The organism is Desulfitobacterium hafniense DCB-2, from assembly GCF_000021925.1.
Taxonomy (GTDB): domain Bacteria; phylum Bacillota; class Desulfitobacteriia; order Desulfitobacteriales; family Desulfitobacteriaceae; genus Desulfitobacterium; species Desulfitobacterium hafniense.
Genome location: NC_011830.1, coordinates 4349892 through 4370630 on the forward strand (window position 1 = coordinate 4349892; position 20739 = coordinate 4370630).

Genomic DNA, 20739 nt, shown 5'->3' on the forward strand with positions numbered 1-20739 from the left:
ATCTCATCCGTGACATTTTAACCCTTTAATCGCTCAACTTCCACCTTGCCATGTTCACGGTAAATCTCGAGAGATTTATAGGGCTCATCAATCGTTATGATCTCCTTATCTACAACAATAACTACATTAGCATAACAATAGCCCACTTTCAAACGCTTGGTTCCCGGGAATTGTACGGTGGTCGCCGTGATTCCGGAACCTCCCAGTTCCTTGATCACAACATTGCCTCCGGAAATAATCCTGCCACCCCGGCATACCCCTTCTATCCTAACGTCCCCGGCAGCTTGAATGATCGAATTATAGGTCCCTTTCCGGCAGGAAAAATGCCCCGCACATTCAATTAAAGCACCTTGAACATAGTCCACTTGACATTCAAGCTTTTCCGGAACATCCAGGGTGATATTGCCAATGATTTGCTCAAAAGCCTGACTTACCCGTCCAAGCAGAGGAAGAGCTTGCGGATCAAGTGGTCCTAATCCGCCTAAAAAACGCTTGGCACTGCGCACAGAGATGACTAAGTCCTGCTGAATCAATTCGTCCTTGGTCGCCAGAAGGAACTTCTCAAGATCGCTGGCCTGCTTGGGCAAGCCGGGAAACCTTCGTTCTATAATCAATTTAAGACATTGACCCGGCTTCAGATCCTTGCCATGAGGCGAATTAATGAAATCCTCCGTAATCATTAAGCAGGCTACCAAATCATCATGGAGGGCCTGCAAATCATGGAGAAGCTTGGAGCGGACCACATAGCGTGCTCCAACCACCAGCTTGCCCGCCAAAACATTACGATAAATGGTCAGTCCCTTTTCCGCCCGAATCTCCGCCCGGGAAGAGGAGCCACGAATCTCCACCTTTCCCTCCGAGAAAATATGTAAACCATCATGAACATCTCCGGAAATAAATACATCTCCCGGAAATTCAATGCTGCCTATAGATAAATCCAAATCCTGATTCAGGATATAAGCGGGCTCCACCCCAAAGGACAATTCATCCATGCGCAGTGGCAATCCAGCCACTGTGGCCATAACTTCCAAACCGTCCTCAGATAATTGAACATTCTTTTTCAGTTTAAATTGGAAATCCCGGGGCTTTTGTGACGGTATCTCCTGCCCTTTAACATTTCTCCCGGGAGTTCCCGGCACACCGGGAATCTTCCGGGCCAAAGCCTGCCCCGCATTGACTAATTTTAACTTTGAAGCAAAATGATCAATCCGTTGATCTTCTTCGAGTGCAGTCTCCTTTTTGGTCAGCAGATCAACGAGCTGAGCGGCAACGGGTAAAGTAGGCGGTTTCCCTTGGGCAATGACCACTTCTCTCTTACCCTGTACCATGGAAATGTTATACCATGCCCCCGGCAAAACCCCAAACACAATCCCGTGAGCTTGCAGATCCCCAAGGAACTTCCTCTGATCCCAGTAGGGGCCTTGAGGCTTGGTATCCTGCCAAATCAGGAGATCCTGAAAGCGGATGGTAATATTATCGTCGAGGGTTTCAGGAAGAACATAGAATCCCGGTTTCAGATGATTGACCTTGGCCACTGCAGTTAGTCCCTGATCCCGGACTTCAATTTCCCAGGTTAATTCTCCCGGAAAAAACTCCGGATAAAACTCAATAATATCACCGGCATCCACTTTAAAGGCGGTCTCCTGACTTTGACCTTTATAGGAAAGTATACCTGCCATGGGGAAAGGCACAACAAACTTTACAGAATCCCCCATTTTGATAAGAAATTTATTGTCTTCTGCTTTCCAGATTACCGGGCAGACATTGGATGAATTATTATCTGTCATTTCCGACATATCCTTCACCTCACTCATCCTCTAAGAGGGAATTTCCCTCCACCTTCTTTGTGCTTACTCACTGGGATCATTGACAGCTTCTCCACCCCCTGCTCCCTCAGGTACACTGGGTTCCTCCGGTGCACTAGGTTCCTCAGGTGCACTGGGTTCCTCCGGTATCCCTGGTTCTTCTCCTGTACCTTCTCCCGGTTCTTTTCCTGGTTTATCTCCTGGTTCATCGCCCGGCTTCTTACCGGGTTCATTCTCAGTCCCGTCGTCCACAGGCTTCTCCTCTTCAGCAGGGTTGCCTTCATCGTCAGGATCGGTTATGTGGTAATCCGGAGATTCCGTTCCATTAGGATCACCGGGGCTTCCCGGTACTTGGGGCAGAGGGTTATTGGGCTCTACCGGTTCAAGCAAATCGATAATCGTGTCCCCGACAACCTTATCCGTGGTGATTCCCCGCAGAAGGTTGCTGACCACCTCTTTCACTTGCTCAGGATCCACATCCCAATAACTGAGGCCATTCATATCATGGAAACTTCCCGGCAAGGTTTGGGTATAAATCTCCACATCTTTAAATTTAACAGCGGTCTTGGCAATCTTAAACATATCACCTAGTTGAAGGTTCGTATTGACCGCTTCATTCAACTGAGGAATCAGCCAAGGCAGCTTAGGCAGAGTGCCCAGCTTGAGCATTTCCCCAGCTACAGCCTTGAGAACTATCTGCTGCCGGGCAGTGCGTGAAATATCTCCCAAGCCATCATTGCGAAAACGCGCATACTGCAATGCTTTGGAGCCATCCAGTTTCTGAAGGCCTTTTTTTAGATTAATAAATCCGTCTTCATCATCTCCGGTCTCATAATACATATCCTTCTCCACATCCACGGTGATTCCGCCTAACGTGTCGATGATTTGCTTGAAACCATTAAAGTTCGTCTGAATATAGCCGGAGATAGGTATGCCCACCAGATCAGAAACCACATCCACCAGGTTATCCAAATCTGTCAAAGGAGCTACTCCATTAATCTTGATATCCTTATGTCCGGGGATAGAAACACGGGTATCGCGGGGGATGGACAATAAGCTGACCCGGGCGCTTTTAGGATCAATGGTCGCTAAGATGATGGTATCCGTATTGAATGATTGTTCCCCAGGCCGCTGATCCGCACCGATCAAAAGAACACTGATGCGGTTCTTCAGTTCCTCTTCAGTCATAGGGCCACTTTGCTCACCCGGCAGGGGTTTTGATTTGGACATACTGAGTCCACTGAAGCCGAGAACGATTCCTCCCACAAGAAGTACCATGACCAGTAAGGTTAAACCCAATCTTTTGAAAGCAGATTTTTTTCGCACACTATCACTCCACAAGTAGTTAATTAAAAAAATCTCGTCTCACAACTTATTATACCTTTTATTCGGCATTATTGGACTGATTTTTTCGAATCCTTTAGTTCCTAAATCATGGGACAAGTGTTTTAACCAGGCTTTGTACTCTTATTTCCTGTCCATACCTCATGACAAACACTATCCATTTCCCGACTGAATCTCTGATAATCCTCCCGCAGGCTTTTTAGGATTTCGACACCCGTTATAGCATATTATAGCACTATCGTTAAACAGGAGGTACTAATGTCGATGCATTCCAATTTTTTGCCACTTCAAAATACCATGAAACAAAAAAGCAGTTCCAATCAAGGGGAAATCCTCTGCTTTGACTCCTATAAGCGTCAAAAACAGGCCCAGCACTGCATTTTTTGTAACACAACTTCTCTCTTACAAAATTTCAAAGGAAAAACCGTTTGTTCCGAGTGCTTGCAGAATATTCCTGAATTGTTCTCCGTCCCCTCTCATTATGTCACATAATTCTCCCTTAGAAAAGTTACGAAAGACGGAAAAAGGAAGTCCTGCGACTTCCTTTTATACTTCCAAGTTAGAACTTAAAATGGGTTTTCAAAGTTTGCAGGGCGCGCTCTTTCAATATAACTCTTCCGTGCTCTTCCAAGAAGAGCTTAGCTACATCCACCAGCTCACCATATTCGTCGAGCAAAGCCTCTGCCACCTGTTTTTTCTTACCCGTACCTAAATGACTGACCACAAGATAATATTCCCCATCAAATTCAAAAAGACTGGAGCGCACACGGGAAAAATCGGGTATACGCTTGACAACGGCTAGGACATCCTCAATATCGGCAAAAGCATACACCCACTCCATAACCTTGGACCGGCTTGGCCGTTTGCTTTCCTTTTCTTTAGTTATGACCTCTGTTGTGTCTTCTTGCTTGATGACAGTAATCACAAATTCCTCATTGGATGATGCTGTGGCTTGTATCCAAAAGGGTTGATCTAGGTTAAACTCCACTTCTTCCCTTGCCTGAGAGATTAACTCCCAAAACACCTGCTCACTTCTTTGCGAACGTTGAAATAAATCTGCCATGGTAATATCTCTGTCGGCAAGTTCGGCGAAGGAGATGAAGATGCGGATCGTATTTTCGTTGACTTTTTGAATGCGCATAACCCCACCTCTCCTTTCCAGTCATATCACTAGTTTATTTCTTATGATATCATATTACGACACTTCTGTGTTGCTAAAACGCGAGAATATTTTGTAGGTTTTTACAAATGCTGGGCAGTACTGCCTACAGCCATCTGCTAATCCATAGTAATGAGCTGGTATTGGCGTGACCCTAAGCCGATCTTTTCCCCATACTCCAGCTGAACAGACCAGTCCACTTCAGGGTGAATCACGCGGAACTTGTCTGACTCATGATGACGCTCGCCCAAAACGGAATGAGGATTACCATGGGCCTGATTCACCAGATCCACAGCCGCTTGATCGATGGCTACAGGATCTTGGGAGATAAGTATACCAATGTCCTGAACGATGGGAACATCATTCCAACTCACGCAATCACAGAGAGGTGAGACATTATTAACAAAGGTAATGAACCCGCTCTTGCCTTCCTTCCCCTTTAAAGCACCTACGGTATATTCCACAATCTTTTCCTGAATCACGTCCGGTGTGGTCTTCCAATTGACAGCAATGGCTTTGAAGGTGCAGGTTACCGCACATTCTCCGCACCCGATACAGAGCTTCTCATCAATCCGGGCAAAGCCTGCCACCGTGATGGCCGAGGCAGGGCACCAGTTTTTACACTTCCCGCAAGCCGTGCAGCGCTCTTCATTGACTTGGGGCAGGATATCCGAATGTTGCTGCTGCTTGCCGGCCCGGCTGCCTAACCCCATACCAAGGTTCTTCAATGTCCCGCCAAAACCGGTTGCTTCATGGCCTTTAAAGTGAGATACAGCAATCAGGGCATCCGCATGGACCGCCGCACTGCCAATCTTAACTTCTTGAAAATGCTTCAAATTTACAGGCACTGATACATAGTCTTTCCCATTTAGGCCATCGGCAATCACCAGAGGGGCCCCCACCACAGAATAATCAAAACCGTTTTCGATGGCTGTTTCCAAATGGTCAATGGCATTGGAGCGAGACCCCACATAAAGGGTATTGGCATCGGTTAAAAAGGGGCGGCCGCCTCTTTTCTTGACCTGATCCACGACTCTCCGCACAAATTGTGGTCTGATATAAGCTAAATTGCCCCGTTCCCCAAAGTGTATTTTAAGGGCAACCATGTCATTCTTCTCGATTCCTTTCAGGATTCCTGACCGATTGATAAGCTTTTCCAGTTTCGTCAGCAGGCTTTGCCCCTGATTGATTTTCATACTGGTAAAATAGACTTCCGGAATCATAATCCCCCTCCATTCTCTTGATTGAGCTCAGTAACGCTTTTTTCTTTCTTATCCTTATCTGGCGGCAGAATTTCACAAGATATAACCTGCAAACGATAGGGGAGAAAAGTCACATTCACTCTCTGCCCTGTTTCAAGCTCGCGATATGTATAAGGATCCAAATGGAGTGTCTCTCTTCCTGAATCCCATTCAATCTCAACACTATAAGGCTGACGGCTGTCGGAAGCCATACTCTTGCCTTGTATTTCACCCTGTACCTGAACAGGCTTAGCAAACCAATCCGGTTCGCTGGCATTAAAGATCAACAGATAAGTCCCGTAGATTAAAAGCCAAACCAACCCTTTGCCAGCCAGCAGCAATTTATCCTTGCGCCTTAAGGGTTTTTGTGCCTTAGTATAGACTTTCCAAATAGTGCGGATTAAGATAAATAAGCCCAGTAAAAGAATCCCTAAAGCCTCAATCCACGTCGTCTTCCATAAATACTGATAATATTCTCCCATTGTTCCCCCTGTGGCAGAAAGTTCTTCTATTAGAGCTATTATAAATTCTCTTTCATTTAAGGTCAAACAATACTTGTGATCCGGTTGTTATGCAAAAGACCGATCAAAGTATATGATCGGTCTTTCACTAAGCAAAATCTATAAACTTCTTGTTTCCCATACCTTATTGAACTCTCTCTATTTCACCCACGATAACCTTATCAACAAAGATATGTACCAAATCAGGATCAAATTGCGTCCCGGCATTGCGTCTCAATTCTTCAATAGCCTTACGTTTTGATAAGGGCTTCCGATAGCTGCGCGAACTCGTCATAGCATCATATGTATCCGCGATGGAGATTATCCTGGTTAGGCGAGGGATTTCTTCCCCTTTTAATCCCCGGGGATAACCCTTCCCATCCCATCGCTCATGATGTGCTAAAATGAGCCGCGCCGTCATCCCCATATTCTCAAAAGCACAAAGTATGTCAAAACCTTTCCCTGGGTGGCCTTTGATTTCTACCCATTCCTCTTCATTAAGCCGGTCCGGTTTATTAATAATACGGTCATCAATAAAGGCTTTGCCAATATCATGAAGCAAAGCCGCCTTTTCCAATTGTGCAGCTTCTTCTTCACTTAATTCCAAAACCTCACCCATACTTTGGCACAAAGAGGAGACCCTTTGCGAATGTCTTTTTAGGCTGTGGTTTTTCGACAGATATCGATTTACAACCCATTGGGTAGACTGCCATTCCTGATTCAATTCAACCCACTCTGCTTTCATCCCTTTTCCTCCTTTATACAGATATTGAAGGAAAAACTTGCTTATCTTTATCTACGCAAGTATTAAATATTCTTATTTTCACTATTATTATATGTGATAGAAACGACTTATACAATCCAAAAAATTAATTTCGAAATTAGAACTATTATCTTCAACCGGCAGCACCTCCATGGGTAATGGGTAACCGAAGGGACACAAAAAGGGCGCATCTTCCTTGGAAAATACGCCAGCTCTGGATCAAAGCCAGTATTTATCTTAATTTCCTTTTTCTACGAAAACGGTATAGGTTCCGTTCCCATTGTTTTCTACCTGAACCAGCTTATGGCCTTCGTCTTTCAAGCTTCGGGGAACGTTTTGAATGGGTTCCCCATCCTTCATCAGAATCTCCAGCAACTGCCCCGGTTCCAGTTCCTCCAGAGCAACTTTAACTTTCACGAAGGTGATGGGGCAGACAACACTGGTGATATCCACCACCCGATCCGCTTTTTTAGCGTTCAAGATCTAATCCCTCCAATTCTTTAGCAAGGGTTTCCCAGCCAACTCTATCCAGGGTGTTCCTGAACCGTTCGCTTGGTTTGCCGTGATTCTGGAAAAACTCCAAAGTTTTATCGATCACCTGATAAAGGTGAGCCTCAGTAATGACCAGAGGCAGGATGCGCTTACCGATGGCAATCCGGTTGCCGAACAGCCCCCCAAAGGAGAGCAAAAACCCTCTTTCTCCTTCCCAGGCCGAAGTCGGGCAGGATTTAACGCATTTGCCGCAATAAGTGCACAGCTGACTGTCCAGGCTGAGGGTTTCCTCTTGTCTGTGAACCTCGATGGCTTTGGCCGGGCAAACCGCCTGGCATAAACCGCAATAAATGCACTGGTCCTGCTGCCAGCTGGGCCTGACGCCCCCTTTGATACCCAGATCGTTTTCTTCCGCTTTCAGGCAATTATTGCCGCAGCCCGTAACGCCCAGTTTAAATTTATGGGGAAGCTCCCTGGCAAAATAGCGTTTATCCAGTTCCCCAGCCAAGCGGGTGGTGTCGATCAGGCCACTGGGGCAGATCGCCGCCCCCTGGCAGGCTGTAATCGTTCTGACCCGGGGGCCGCAGGCACCGGGCTCCAGCCCGACCTCTTTCAGTTCGTTTAAAACGGCCTCCACGTCCTCCAGCCGGATAAAAGGAATTTCGATACCCTGCCTTGAGGTCATATGAATATAACCCTGCCCATAGGTCCGGGCCAGCTCCGTTACTTTCTGCAGCTGGTCGGCTTGGATCTGGCCGCCGGCGACGCGCAGCCGCAGGGCAAAATGATCCTTTTGCACCTGTTGCATAAAGCCGCCTTTTTTTAAAGCCTTGTAATCAACCTCTGCCACAGTTTACTCCTCCTTCAGAATAATCTCTTCTTCGTCTACCCCATCCTTTTTGATCAAAAAACTTTTGCAGACTGGCTTTTGGGGCTCGGCCAGGGAAATGATCAGGTAACTCAGGGATGGATCGAAGGCCAGCCTTTTATCTTCCGCCGAGGGCCGCGCTGGGGTTGCCGGATGACTGTGGAAATTGCCCAGCATTACCCAGCCGTTTTTCCGCATATCTTTGACCGCCGTTAATTGTTCCCGGGGGTCCATGCTGAAATGCTCCGGACTCTGATCCAGATTGTTCAGGGGGTAAACCCGCTCTACCCACCGATCATCTCCATCCCTACGGCCTCCCAGCAGTCCGCAGGCCTCATTGGGCAGAGCTTGGCGGGCATGCGCCAGCATCTCTTCCATTTGCTTTTTAGTCAGGGTGATCATAGCCGGACCTCCTCAATTCAGATCGCAGGCAGCCTGCTCGTAATCGATCAGTTCTGTGATCGAGGGTTCTTCCCCGCATACCTGGCATTTTTTATTATGAGGCAGCTTAACTCTCCGAAACTCCATTTTAAGGGCGTCATAGGTCAGCAGGGCGCCGGTCAGCAAGTCCCCGAGGCCCAGAATATATTTGATGGCTTCCGTGGCCTGAATGGTGCCGATGATCCCTCCCATAACCCCCAGCACCCCTGCCTGTTTGCAGGTTGGTACGCTGTCGGTCGGCGGGGGATTCTTGAAAATGCAGCGGTAGCATGGCCCCTGCCCGGGCACATAAGTCATGGTCTGTCCCTGGAAGCGGATGATCCCGGCATGGGAAAAAGGCTTCCCGCTGAGAACACAGGCGTCGTTGATCAGAAACTTAGCCGGAAAATTATCCGTGCCGTCGATGATAAAATCATAATCCCGGTCCCAGATAATATCCTGGATATTGCCGGAGCTGACCCATTCCTGATAAGGCACCACTTCCACATCCGGGTTCATTTCCCCAATGGTCTCCCGGCCCGATATCACTTTAGGCTTGCCCACATCCTTGGTCAGGTGAATGATCTGCCGCTGCAGGTTGGAAAGCTCCACTCCGTCAAAGTCCACCAGCCCGATGGTACCGACACCCGCGGCCGCCAAGAACATAGCTGCCGGCGCTCCCAGCCCGCCCGTACCGATAATCAGGACCCTGGACTGGAGCAATTTTTTCTGACCTTTAACCCCAACCTCTTTAAGGATGATATGCCGGGAATACCGCTCCAGCTGTTCGTCACTGAAACCCATCAGGCGGCACCCTCTTTCCCGGTTGCTGCCTTGGCGGCCTTAACTTTCCCAAAGCTTCCCCCTCCCATAAAATAAAGGAACTCCACACTATCTCCCGCCCTGACCTTCCGGTCGGCAAAATCCTCCCGCTCGATCAGCTCCTCATTGATTCCCACGGTTACATATTCCGGCATCTCCGCCCTTTGGGCGACCAGAAGCTCCTGCACCGTCAGCTCTTTCTCCAGAAGCACATCCTGCCCATTTACCGTAATTTTCATCATGAAACCTCCTCTATTTATGAAAACCCTACAAATAATAATCCAAAATAATCTCCTGCTTCTGCAAAAGGCCGCCCACAGCCGCCACGGCCCCCTCAACCTCAAGGCTGGCATCCGGCTGAAAAGAATAGAATGGCGATTCCCCAATAGTGATGACCAGTATCTCACTGGGCTGGTTAAGCAGTTTTAAGTTTTCCGCTTCATCATCCTCCAGATTAAAGACCGTGGTGATAAAGATCTGCCCGGAGTCGGTGAGGATTCTGGCTAATTCACCGACCTGCCTGATCTCCCGGTCCCTGCTCCAGTCTTTTATTGTCTCTTCCGCTGCCAAACCGTGCAGAAGGTTTCTGACCCCCAGATAATAGGCTTTGTAATTGAGCCGGAAGAGGGTTTGTTCCAGTTCCCGGGCGATGGTTTCGATCACCGGGCCATGGTCGGCACTGCCGGAGGTCAGGACGATGAACTTGGCTTTATGTCCATAGATCCCCGCCCGCTGTGCCGGCTGAATCAGTCCCTTTTCCCACTGAGTTTCCCGCTGCCGCACATGCTCCTGCAGGCTGCTGCGGTCATCATCGACCTGCTCCAGGATAATTCCCCCGCCGGAGATTTCGTAATTATCCACAATCACGAAGCGCCCGGTCTGCTCCATTTCTGTCACCGGATCAAAAGCAATGGGCTTGGCGGTCTCAAAAATGCATTCCGCCACATCATGCTTTTCCGCCTGGTCTTTGAAGGTGTCGATATTCAGCTCCGCCGCGTCAATGATGTTAAGGATTTCCACCATCTTCACCCCAATTTTCAGGGTGCCGATTTTTAGCTTATAAGTTTTGTTTTTAATCAGAGGCGCTTTGCCCACCCAAAAGATGTTGGCCTTGAAACGGGACCCCATCTGGGGCTGTTTATCCTGGGCTTTGACCATCAATTCCCCGGGTTTGATATAAATCTGGGTCTTGAGAGTCAGCCCCACAGCCTCATCGGCATAGGCCATATTCCGCTGAGAGACATTAAATCCTTCGATGCTCTGGATCACGCTTCTTTTCCGGGAGGGGAGAAAAACCACTTCATCCCCACTGCGGATGGTGCCGCTGAGGATCGTTCCGGCCACAATGCGCCGATCATCTCCGGCCGCCGTAAATTTATATATATCCTGAACCGGCATCCGCAAAGGAAGTTCCTGGTTGCCTTTGCGGTTGCTCAGGCTGTCCAGCTGTTCCAGGACGGTCGGCCCTTCATACCACGCAGTGCGCTGGGAACGGACTGCGATATTGTCTCCGTTAAAGGCGCTGAGAGGAATAAAATTAACCGGCTGGATGTTGAGCTTATGCAAAAATTCACCGAATTCCCGGCGGATAGTCTCAAACGTCTGCCGGTCAAAATCCACCAGATCCATTTTGTTGACCAGCACCACCACCTGGCGGATACCCAGCATGGCCGCGATATGGCCGTGACGTTTGGAGTTCTCCCGGATTCCTTCCTTAGCGTCGATGACCAACAGAGCGGCCTCCGCCCGGGAAGCTCCCGTCACCATATTTTTCAGGAATTCGATATGACCGGGGGCGTCGATGATGATATAGTCCCTTTTGCCGGTTTTAAAAAAACTGCGGGCCGTATCGATGGTAATTCCCTGAGCTTGTTCGTCTTTTAAAGCATCCAGCAGAAAGGCATACTCAAAAGGCCGGGCATTCTTGCGGCAGTATTCCTGCACCGCTTCCAGCTTGCCTTCGGGCAGGGAACCGGTATCCGCCAGCAGCCTGCCAATCACCGTACTTTTACCGTGGTCCACATGGCCCACAATCACGATGTTCATCTGTTCTCTGTTGTCCATCTTACATATACCCGCCTCTCCGCAGGGTTTCCAGTCCGCCCCCGTCATCCTTATCCTGGGCCCGTCCCGACCGTTCGGCGATGTTGGCAAACTTGCCGCTGCGCAGCTCCTCAATAATTTCTTCCACATTGCGGGCCGGGGATTCCACCGGTAAGGTGCAGGGATAACAGCCCAGGGAACGGTAGCGTTTGCCCTCCCCCTGATCAAAATAAAGGGATGTCACCGGGATCTTCTCCCGCTCGATATATTCCCAGACATTCAGCTCCGTCCAGTCCAGAAGGGGATGAATTCGGATATGGGTGCCGGGGGCAAAATCGGTTTTGAACTGATTCCAGAATTCCGGGGGCTGATCCCCCACATCCCAATCATTTTCCTGATCCCGGGGGGAGAAATACCGCTCTTTGGAACGGCTTCCTTCCTCATCCGCCCGTACCCCCACAATCACCCCGGTGTACTTTTCCCGGCTGCCATCCGGTCGATATTGGCCGGTTTCCAGATCCAGAATATAGCGGGGCCATTCCCCGGAAAGGGTATTTTTCAAGGCTTCCGTTTTCAGCGCCTGACAGCAGCTGATCCGGTCCGTTTTCCCGTCCGGAAAGGTTCTGCCCCCGTCCAAGGCCTCCTTGTTCTCCCCGTAAATCATGGTCAGCTGCCATTGCCGGGCCAGTTGGTCCCGGTAGTGAATCATTTCCGGTATTTTATAGTGGGTGTCAATATGCACCAGGGGAATGGGTACATGCCCGAAAAAAGCCTTGCGGGCCAGCCAGAGCAGGACGGTGCTGTCCTTGCCGATGGACCAGAGCATGCAGATATTTTTAAATTCACGGTAAGCCTCTCTCAGGATATAGACGCTTTGCGCTTCCAGCTTATCCAGATGGTTCATCGCTTTTCTTCCTCCTTTGCAGGCGGGTTCAGGGATGGATGCAGCCCGCATTCTTTTTTAGAGGGATCTTCCCACCACCACCTGCCGCTGCGTACATCCGCCCCGGGGGCCACCGCCCGGGTGCAGGGCTGACAGCCAATGCTGCGGAAACCTTTGTTGTATAGGGAACTGTAGGGAATGTTTTCCCGGCGGATATAAGCCCAAACCTGCTCTTCGCTCCAGGCCGCCAGAGGATTCACTTTATAGATAGCGTGGCGGGAATCCCATTCCAGCAAACCGATTTCCTGGCGGGTGGGGCTCTGCTCCTTGCGCAGTCCGCAAATCCAGCCATCTACGGTAGATAAGACCCGCTGCAAGGACCTGACTTTTCTCAGCTCACAACATTTTTGGCGCAGTTCAACCTTGTCATAAAAAGCGTTGGGGCCATATTCCGCCAGAAATGGCTCCAGCTCCGAATTCTCCGGCGCGTATACCTCATAATGAAACTCATAGCGACTCATGGTCTCTTCCATCAGATCATAAGTCTGCTGAAAATTCCGGCCTGTATCGATAAAGAAGATCCGGGCCCGGGCATCGATCTTTAATAGCATCTGGGTCAGTACTTGATCCTCAATGGAAAGGCTGGAAGCCAGAGCAATCCGCGCCGGACCGATTTTTTCCACCACATGGGCCAAAAGCTTGCGGGGGTCTTCCCCGGCAAAGGCTCGGTTTATCTCATCAAGATCCAAATTGAAATCCGATCTGTCCATTTCATTTCTCCTTCTCCCTTTCTGTATTCCCCACTCAGTCATAAAGCTGTCCGGTTCTTCACCCAAGAGTCTCCGGTTCCAAATAATGCTCCACCACCAGAGCGGCCGCACCGATGGAGATGGCATTCTCTTCAAAGGCTCCGCCCCGGCTGAACACCAGGTGCCCCCCTTTATCCCAAGGTCTTCTTCGCTTGGCGGCCTCTACACAGACCTCATAGAAGAGCTGAGAATGCAAAATAAGCGGTCCGCTCAGAACCACAAGCCCCGGATTGAGCAGCTGGATGAAATTAGCCAACCCCGTGCCCATCCGTACAGCGGCATTTTGCAGTACTTGCCGGGCGATGGTGTCATTCTCCTCAGCCTCCCGGCAGAGCTCCAGATAGGAGACCGGGCGATCGGCCTTGTGATTTCGGCGGTCCTTCCCTTGGGGCATTTCCTCAGCAAGGGCTTCCATAATAGCGTAAATCGAGGAGTAGCGCTCAACGCAGCCCTGATTGCCACAATGACATGGTTTACCGTTGACATCGATCACCATATGGGCGAAAGTATCATCTGCATCATTGATTGTCCTGACCAGAGTTCCTGAGGAGATGACGCCGGTTCGGATTCCCACCCCGCAATTCAAATAGATCACGCTTTTCATCCCTTTGCCGCTCCCGTAACGGGTTTCTGCCAGAACCGCCCCATTGGCACCGTTATCGATGATGACCGGCAAGCCCGTTCGTTCTTCCACGATAGCTTTGAGGGGAATATTTTCCCAACCCTGGGCCTCAAAGTTTTCCGGGTTGAGGATGATGCCGCTTTGACGGTCCAAAGGCCCCACCGTACCGATCCCAACGCCGATCACATATCCGTGCCCCCGCTTTTCCATAACCCTTCCTATCCAGTCCAGAATCCGGTTCAGAGTGGCTTGCGGCGAAGAATTCCGGTCCATATCAAAGCGGTCTTTCTCGATCAGCTCCATTTTCAGGTTGGTCAAAACAACTTGGGAGTAGAGGCGGGAAATATCAATCCCGATCACATAATAGCGGCGGGGATTTACATCATAAATGACCGGCTTCCGACCGCCGGTGGACTCACCGGTTTCCGTGGGGAGGATGAGATCCGCCTTCTCCAGAGGGAGCATCATCCGGTTCAGGGTGGTAAGCTTTAATCCCGCCACTTTGGCCAGCTGACTTTTAGTCATCCCTCCCTTATGCAGGATCAGGCCCAATATCTTTTTAGCTTCCGGACTCAAGCTGCTTAAAACATCTTTATAAATCAGCACTCCTGTCCTCATCTCTTTTCTCCAGAACTTTTAACCGAATTAGCAACAAGTCCGTAAAAAAATATATCAAATAACATAATCTTCAGGAACATACACCTTGAAATCACGGGGCCGGAGATAGACTTTCTGCTTGGCCTTCAGCTTCAGACTTCTATAGACCTCTTTGCTGATTTCCACTTCGATATACTCATCGTTATCCAAACGCTTTAATTCCAGATTGACGATGGGTCCCACCGCCCGGATAAAGAAAATCTCCGCGGCAATAAAGCCTTTGCCTTCATCCTCCAGACAAATTTCAATGTCGTGGGGGCGGATATAGCTGACAATGTCTGCGTTGCCGATTCCGGCATGCTCCGGCGCCTCCAGTTGCAGGGAGCCCAGCTCCACTTTGCCGTCGTGCATCCGGCCGTGAAACAAATTGACATTGCCCAGGAAGTTGTAGACAAAGGGATTAGCCGGATTGTCATAAACCTCTTCCGGGGTTCCAATCTGTTCGATCTTTCCCTCATTGAGAATGACGATGCGATCGGCCACATCCAGAGCTTCTTCCTGATCATGAGTCACGAACACACTGGTGATCGGGTATTCGTTATGGAGCTTTCTCAACCAACGCCGCAGATCTTTACGGACTTTGGCATCCAGGGCTCCAAAGGGCTCATCCAGCAATAAAACCTTGGGCTCCACCGCCAGAGCCCGGGCCAAAGCGATTCTTTGGCGCTGACCACCGGAAAGTTGAGCCGGATAGCGGTTAGCCAGCTCTTCCATCTTCACCAGGGCCAGCAGTTCCTGAACCTTTTGGCGAATCACTTCTTTGCTAGGGCGGAGCTTGGCCGGCCGGACCTTTAAACCAAAGGCGATATTTTCAAAGACCGTCATGTTTTTAAAAAGGGCATAATGCTGAAACACAAAGCCCACTTTGCGGTCCTGGGTACTTTTTTCCGTATTGTCTTCCCCGTCGAAAATAATGCTGCCGGTGTCCGGGGGTTCCAGGCCGGCGATAATCCGGAGCAACGTAGTTTTGCCGGAACCGGAGGGGCCGAGCAGAGCCACCAGTTCACCGGTATGGATCTTGAGATTGAGTTCATGCAAAGCCGTAAAGGTGTCAAAGGTCTTGCTGACCTGGCTAACTTCTATACTCATGTTTTTTCCTCCATCCGCTTGATTTTCCAGCCGGCAATGTTTTTGACCAAAAGATTGATGATGGCAATTACCGTCAACAGGGTGGCTACCGCAAAAGCAGCGGAAAACTGATATTCGTTGTACAGGATCTCCACGTGGAGGGACATGGTATTGGTCAGCCCCCGGATATGACCGGAGACCACGGAGACCGCCCCGAATTCCCCGGCCGCTCTGGCTGCCGTCAGAATGATGCCATAAAGCAGAGCCCATTTGATATTGGGCAGGGTAATGCGCAGAAAAGTCTGCCAGCCGCTGGCCCCCAGGGTCAAAGCCGCTTCCTCTTCTGCCGTTCCCTGGGCCTCCATCAACGGGATCAACTCCCGGGCCACAAAGGGCAGAGTGACGAATAAAGTGGCCAGAATAATCCCGGGAGGGGCAAAAATGATCTTCAGTCCCCAGGCCGTCAAAAACGGAGCCAGCAGGCCATGGGTGGTACTGAACAGCAGCACGAAAATTAATCCTGCAACCACGGGGGAAATGGCAAAAGGCAGATCAATCAGGGTCAGAAGCAGATTTTTGCCTTTAAACTGAAACTTGGCCACTGCCCAGGCGGCCCCCAAGCCAAAAATTGTATTGACAGGCACCGCGATCCCTACGGTGAGAAGGGTCAGCTGAATAGCTTTCAGGGCCATCGGGTCCTGAATGGCGGCCAGATAGACTCCCGCCCCCTTTTCAAAGGCTTTGGTGAACACCAGGATCAGGGGTAAGATCAGCATGGTGATAAAAAACAGCAAAGCAATGCCGGTCAGCAGCCATTGAATCCCTTGAGCGTGGGACCCGGGAGTTCTGTTTTTCTTACTGTTTTTCTTACTCTTCATCTTCTCTCTCCTTATCAGCCCTTATCCCGGTTGCCTGACCACCACTGAATGAGATTGATCACCAGCAGCATGATAAAGGAGATCACCAGCATCACAGCGGCAATGGCCGTACCACCGGCATAATCGTATTGTTCCAGCTTGGTCCGAATAAGCAGAGGGGTGATTTCCGTATACATGGGCATATTGCCGGAAATAAAGACAACTGAGCCGTATTCCCCCAGAGAGCGGGCAAAAGCCAGGGCAAAGCCGGTGATGACCGCCGGCAGTAGAACCGGTAAAATCACTTTGCGAAAGGTTTGAAACCGGGTAGCCCCCAAACAAGCCGCCGCTTCTTCCACTTCCCGGTCCATACCCTGCAGAACCGGCTGAACTGTCCGCACCACAAAAGGCAGGCTGATAAAAATCAGGGCGATGGTAATTCCCAAAGGGGTATAGGCAATCTTTAATCCCAGGGGCTCAAAAAGCCGGCCGATCCAGCCGTTAGGGGCATAAAGAGTAGTCAGGGAAATACCAGCTACAGCCGTAGGCAGAGCAAAAGGCAGATCGATCAAGCCATCAACGATTCTCTTGCCCGGAAAGGTATATCGCTCCAGAACCCAGGCCAACAGCAGCCCGAAGACCGCGTTGACAGTGGCCGCCAAGAAGGAGGCGCCAAAGGATATCTTCAGGGAGGCCAGGACTCTGGGTGATAGGACAATCTCCATGAATTTCCCCCAACCCAGCTGAGAGCTGTTCAGGAACACCATAGCGATGGGGATGAAAACCAGGAGGCTGAGATACATCAAAGACAAACCCATGGTGATCCCGAATCCCGGCAGAACGCTGTATTGTTTCAGACTGAAGCGGGAGGATAATGTCTGCATGGTTTCACCTCATCAAACAGGATGGGCTGGTTCCGGACTCCTGGCCCGGAACCGCCTTAAGCTTATTTCTCTGCATAAATTTGATCAAAGACGCCGCCGTCGGCGAAATGCTCCTGCTGGGCTTCGGCCCAGCCGCCGAACACATCATCAATCGTGAAGAGATTGATTTGGGGGAACTGAGCGGCATATTTTTGGGCCACAGCCTCATTTCTGGGCCTGTAGAAGTTCTTGGCGGCAATTTCCTGGCCTTCATCACTGTAGAGATAGTCCAGATAAGCTTCCGCCACTTCCCGGGTGCCTTTCTTGTCCACCACGGAATCCACTACCGTTACCGGCGGCTCGGCCAGGATGCTGAGGGAAGGAACCACAATTTCAAATTTATCTTCCCCGAATTCCCTTAAGGAGAGGAAGGCCTCATTTTCCCAGGCCAGCAGCACATCACCGATCCCCCGCTCCACAAAGGTTGTGGTGGAGCCCCGAGCCCCTGAATCCAGTACCGGTACGTTTTTATAGAGAGCTTCAACAAATTCTTTGGCTTTTTGAGCATCATTATTATTGTGTTCCAGGGCATAGGCCCAGGCTGCCAGGTAGTTCCAACGGGCACCCCCGGAGGTTTTCGGGTTGGGAGTGATCACCGATACTCCCGGCTGCACCAGGTCGTTCCAATCCTTAATATTTTTAGGGTTGCCCTTCTTCACCAGAAAGACGATGGTGGAGGTGTAGGGCGTGGAATTGTTGGGCAGGCGTTTCTGCCATTCCGGATTGAGCAGGCTCTTTTGAGAGTTGATGGAGTCGATGTCATAGGCCAGCGCCAAAGTGACCACATCCGCTTCATTGCCGTCAATAACCGTTCTGGCCTGGCTGCCCGAGCCGCCATGGGACTGCTGGATGGTCACATCCTGGCCGGTTTTTTCTTTCCAGTACTTGCTGAAAGCTATATTGTACTCCTGATAAAGCTCACGGGTGGGATCATAGGAGACATTGAGCAGAGATACCGGCGGTTTGCCGCCGGCGGCTGTATCGGCAGGCGTCGCCTTGCCACCGCATCCGGTCAGAGCAACAATCAACGCCGCAATCAGAACGGCTGTCCCGAATTTTTTCCCGGTTGCAGATTTTACTTTCAGGTTCTCAAATTTCTTCACTTTCACTTCCCCCTTAGATTTCACAATATATAGTATTCCTATAGGTTTTGTTAAATTTTAATAGGGACTTTCAACCAAGTCAATAGGTTTTTGAAAAAATATAACAATTTCCATCTGTTTACTTGACTATAAAAATACAAAAATCCCCTCACCATTTTTTTGTGACGGGTGTTATCTCTTTAAACCGCTGACAGCAGCAGTGATCAATATAAAAAAAATCAGGTCGCATGATCCTCATGCGCCTGATTTTTTATGCTTGTGTATCTACTTTTCCTAATGCAGAAAGTATTTTTTTCACGTAATTCTGCGTTTCCTTGTAAGGTGGAATCCCATTGTATTTATCTACAGCCCCTGGGCCTGCATTATAGCCCGCTAAGGCAAACGCGACATTTCCTTTAAACCGCACTAACAAATCCTTTAAAAAACGGGTTCCCCCATCAAGATTCTGAGCCGGATCAAAAGGATCGGTCACACCATAAGTCTTTGCCGTACCAGGCATCAACTGCATCAGACCCATAGCTCCCGCTGACGATACCGCATGGGGGTTAAAACTGGATTCAGCCATCACCACTTGCCGGATCAGATTCGTGTCTATCCCATGGCGCTGCCCTACTTCCGCGATAAGCTGTTCTATAGCCGGCTGATCGGAACGGTAATCTGAACTCCGCTGAGAACTTAAGGAGTTTGCTTGGAGAGAGTTTACTATACCGGAGTAAGGATTATATGCCGAGGTCAAAGAGGTCCATGAATTTTGCCCCATTCCGGTAAGGCTCATGGATGAGAGAAGATTTTCAGATAAGAGAGAATCCTTTCCGGAAAAAAGACTTCCCAGTAACATTGCGGCAAGAAGTTGTGAATTCTCAGTTGACTGCGACTCTTGCTCAGAACCGGACCCTAATTCTTGTCCGGCAAAAGCTTCCAAAGCTAATCCTGAGCTGGAGCCATCATTTCCTGAAAGGGCGGACTGGAGCAAGGTGGCAAAGAGGAGAGCTTGGGAGCCATCCTTGTTTCCGGACTCACTCCTTGAAGTATCCTGCCAGGCCTGATTCATACTTTGAAGCTGGTAAAGCAGCACTAGTTCTGCCGTATTCACCGATTATCCCCTCCTGATATCAGACGAGTTTAGCAATTCCCTCAAGCTCATCTTTAGCTAAGATCCGGTCAGGAATCAACACCATGATAATACGGTCGGGAAGATTCACGATACCGCCAATAAATGGAGCTGTAACTAAGGGAGGCGGCGGTGCTATATTGTCCAGGATGCGAACCTCTCTCACCTGGTCAACCGCAAATCCTACCAGATCGCCATTGACTTCCGTAATCAAGGCAAAGTCTTCCTTGGCGGCTTCCACGTCCTTGGCAATGGTCCGATTCTTTTCCACACCAAAACGAACATGTAAATCAATCAATGGAATCGCCGACCCCCGCAGATTGATTAATCCCTTGACCGAGTCAGGGGCCTTGGGAATCGGGCGAATATCCCCTAACCGGGTAATTTCTCTGACGATTTCAATGGGCATTCCATACTCTTCCTGGCCTAGTCCAAATATAACCACTTGATTTCCCATGACAGCCACTTCCTCACTTTATACAATTCTACCAATTTCGTTAACAGCCTTTTCTAAAGTTGCATCATGGGTTTGGATCACCTTTTGATTCGCTTCATAGGCTCTCATCACTGTGATCATCTTAACCATCTGGCCTGGCAAATTCACATTGGATCCCTCCAGCGTCCCCTGAAGCACGGCCTCATTACCGGCAAAGTCCTGTACCGGCTGATTAGAGGCATACAGAGACTGTCCTTCGCGAAGAAGGCCGACCGCCGGGATTTGCACCAATCGCAAGCGGTCCATAGTGACCCCCTGATCGGTGATTCCCCCCTGAGCATCCACCTGGAAATTCTTGCTTAACGGTCCAATGGGCCCCTCTTCACCAAGAACAGGATAGCCATCGGCTGTTTGCAGCATTCCTTCAGAATTCAGTTGCAGCTGTCCATTACGGGTGTAGCGCTCACCGTTGGGGGTATCCACCACCAAGAAAACTTCCTCAGCAGTGAGGGCCAGATCCGTAGGAATGTCCGTGGTTTGCAGAACTCCCTGAACATTCATCCGCGTAATCTGATCGACGACAACCCCGGTACCTATACCGCCGATTAATGTATTGCCCGGGATTTCGTTTTCCGTGTTTGTTCTCATCATGAGCATTTCGGGAAAGGCTTTATTGCTGGACTCCTCCCCTTTATAACCCGGAGTCCTGATATTTGCGACGTTATCCGCGATAATCTCGCTTTGGGTCTGAGCAGCAAGCATTCCCGCCGCCCCTGTATATAATCCTTTAATCATGGATCGTCACCTTCATCA

General features: G+C 49.7%; 22 protein-coding genes. All 22 read right to left on the reverse strand.

The genetic code is table 11. The features are described from left to right. Positions 1-17: 17 nt before the first annotated feature. The 22 genes from DHAF_RS20445 to flgF all read right to left on the reverse strand — a co-directional run bounded on the left by DHAF_RS20445 (position 18) and on the right by flgF (position 20721). Positions 18-1814 (reverse strand): FapA family protein, encoded by a 1797-nt coding sequence (locus DHAF_RS20445; protein ID WP_015945019.1) that lies wholly within the window; start codon positions 1812-1814, stop codon positions 18-20. A gap of 36 nt (positions 1815-1850) precedes the next feature. Then, positions 1851-3131 (reverse strand): LCP family protein, encoded by a 1281-nt coding sequence (locus DHAF_RS20450; RefSeq protein WP_015945020.1) that lies wholly within the window; start codon positions 3129-3131, stop codon positions 1851-1853. Positions 3132-3708: 577 nt separating this feature from the next. Beyond that, complete coding sequence (locus DHAF_RS20460) at positions 3709-4290, reverse strand: adaptor protein MecA (protein ID WP_015945022.1); 582 nt, start codon at positions 4288-4290, stop codon at positions 3709-3711. A 137-nt stretch (positions 4291-4427) separates the two neighbouring features. After that, positions 4428-5531 (reverse strand): DUF362 domain-containing protein, encoded by a 1104-nt coding sequence (locus DHAF_RS20465; RefSeq protein WP_005816168.1) that lies wholly within the window; start codon positions 5529-5531, stop codon positions 4428-4430. Continuing rightward, on the reverse strand, positions 5528-6031 hold the full coding sequence (locus DHAF_RS20470; protein WP_015945023.1) for a hypothetical protein: 504 nt from the start codon (positions 6029-6031) through the stop codon (positions 5528-5530). Before DHAF_RS20470 ends, DHAF_RS20465 begins: the two co-directional genes overlap by 4 nt. A 163-nt stretch (positions 6032-6194) precedes the next feature. Continuing rightward, positions 6195-6794 (reverse strand): HD-GYP domain-containing protein, encoded by a 600-nt coding sequence (locus tag DHAF_RS20475; RefSeq protein WP_015945024.1) that lies wholly within the window; start codon positions 6792-6794, stop codon positions 6195-6197. 255 nt (positions 6795-7049) lie between these two features. Then, positions 7050-7292 (reverse strand): sulfurtransferase TusA family protein, encoded by a 243-nt coding sequence (locus tag DHAF_RS20480; RefSeq protein ID WP_005816171.1) that lies wholly within the window; start codon positions 7290-7292, stop codon positions 7050-7052. Next, positions 7282-8154 (reverse strand): 4Fe-4S binding protein, encoded by an 873-nt coding sequence (locus DHAF_RS20485; protein WP_005816172.1) that lies wholly within the window; start codon positions 8152-8154, stop codon positions 7282-7284. The genes DHAF_RS20480 and DHAF_RS20485 overlap by 11 nt, the downstream gene beginning before the upstream one ends. Positions 8155-8157: 3 nt before the next feature. Next, entirely contained in the window at positions 8158-8574 is a 417-nt protein-coding gene (locus DHAF_RS20490; RefSeq protein WP_005816173.1) for a M67 family metallopeptidase, read from the reverse strand. A gap of 12 nt (positions 8575-8586) precedes the next feature. Next, positions 8587-9396 (reverse strand): molybdopterin-synthase adenylyltransferase MoeB, encoded by an 810-nt coding sequence (gene moeB / locus DHAF_RS20495; protein ID WP_015945025.1) that lies wholly within the window; start codon positions 9394-9396, stop codon positions 8587-8589. Further along, positions 9396-9656, reverse strand: coding sequence for a sulfur carrier protein ThiS (thiS, locus tag DHAF_RS20500; RefSeq protein WP_005816175.1), 261 nt, complete (start codon positions 9654-9656; stop codon positions 9396-9398). Before thiS ends, moeB begins: the two co-directional genes overlap by 1 nt. 25 nt (positions 9657-9681) lie before the next feature. Further along, positions 9682-11478 (reverse strand): GTP-binding protein, encoded by a 1797-nt coding sequence (locus DHAF_RS20505; protein WP_015945027.1) that lies wholly within the window; start codon positions 11476-11478, stop codon positions 9682-9684. 1 nt (position 11479) lies between these two features. Continuing rightward, the gene (cysD, locus tag DHAF_RS20510; RefSeq protein ID WP_015945028.1) at positions 11480-12361 is read right to left on the reverse strand and encodes a sulfate adenylyltransferase subunit CysD; all 882 of its coding nucleotides are present in this window, start codon (positions 12359-12361) and stop codon (positions 11480-11482) included. After that, positions 12358-13110: a phosphoadenylyl-sulfate reductase gene (locus DHAF_RS20515; RefSeq protein ID WP_015945029.1), complete on the reverse strand. Its 753-nt coding sequence runs from the start codon at positions 13108-13110 to the stop codon at positions 12358-12360. The genes cysD and DHAF_RS20515 overlap by 4 nt, the downstream gene beginning before the upstream one ends. Positions 13111-13168: 58 nt before the next feature. Continuing rightward, entirely contained in the window at positions 13169-14389 is a 1221-nt protein-coding gene (locus DHAF_RS20520; protein ID WP_015945030.1) for an ROK family transcriptional regulator, read from the reverse strand. Positions 14390-14443: 54 nt separating this feature from the next. Then, positions 14444-15517, reverse strand: a complete 1074-nt coding sequence (locus tag DHAF_RS20525) for a sulfate/molybdate ABC transporter ATP-binding protein (RefSeq protein ID WP_015945031.1) — start codon at positions 15515-15517, stop codon at positions 14444-14446. Next, a complete protein-coding gene (gene cysW, locus DHAF_RS20530) occupies positions 15514-16374 on the reverse strand; it encodes a sulfate ABC transporter permease subunit CysW (protein WP_015945032.1) in 861 nt (286 codons plus the stop codon). The genes DHAF_RS20525 and cysW overlap by 4 nt, the downstream gene beginning before the upstream one ends. Before the next feature lie 14 nt (positions 16375-16388). Next, on the reverse strand, positions 16389-17237 hold the full coding sequence (gene cysT / locus DHAF_RS20535) for a sulfate ABC transporter permease subunit CysT (RefSeq protein WP_015945033.1): 849 nt from the start codon (positions 17235-17237) through the stop codon (positions 16389-16391). Between the two features lie 62 nt (positions 17238-17299). Beyond that, positions 17300-18379, reverse strand: a complete 1080-nt coding sequence (locus DHAF_RS20540; RefSeq protein WP_015945034.1) for a sulfate ABC transporter substrate-binding protein — start codon at positions 18377-18379, stop codon at positions 17300-17302. Between the two features lie 250 nt (positions 18380-18629). Beyond that, on the reverse strand, positions 18630-19472 hold the full coding sequence (locus DHAF_RS20545) for a lytic transglycosylase domain-containing protein (RefSeq protein WP_015945035.1): 843 nt from the start codon (positions 19470-19472) through the stop codon (positions 18630-18632). 19 nt (positions 19473-19491) lie between these two features. Beyond that, entirely contained in the window at positions 19492-19947 is a 456-nt protein-coding gene (locus DHAF_RS20550; RefSeq protein ID WP_015945036.1) for a chemotaxis protein CheW, read from the reverse strand. 18 nt (positions 19948-19965) lie between these two features. Continuing rightward, the gene (gene flgF, locus DHAF_RS20555) at positions 19966-20721 is read right to left on the reverse strand and encodes a flagellar basal-body rod protein FlgF (RefSeq protein ID WP_015945037.1); all 756 of its coding nucleotides are present in this window, start codon (positions 20719-20721) and stop codon (positions 19966-19968) included. Between the last annotated feature and the right edge of the window lie 18 nt (positions 20722-20739).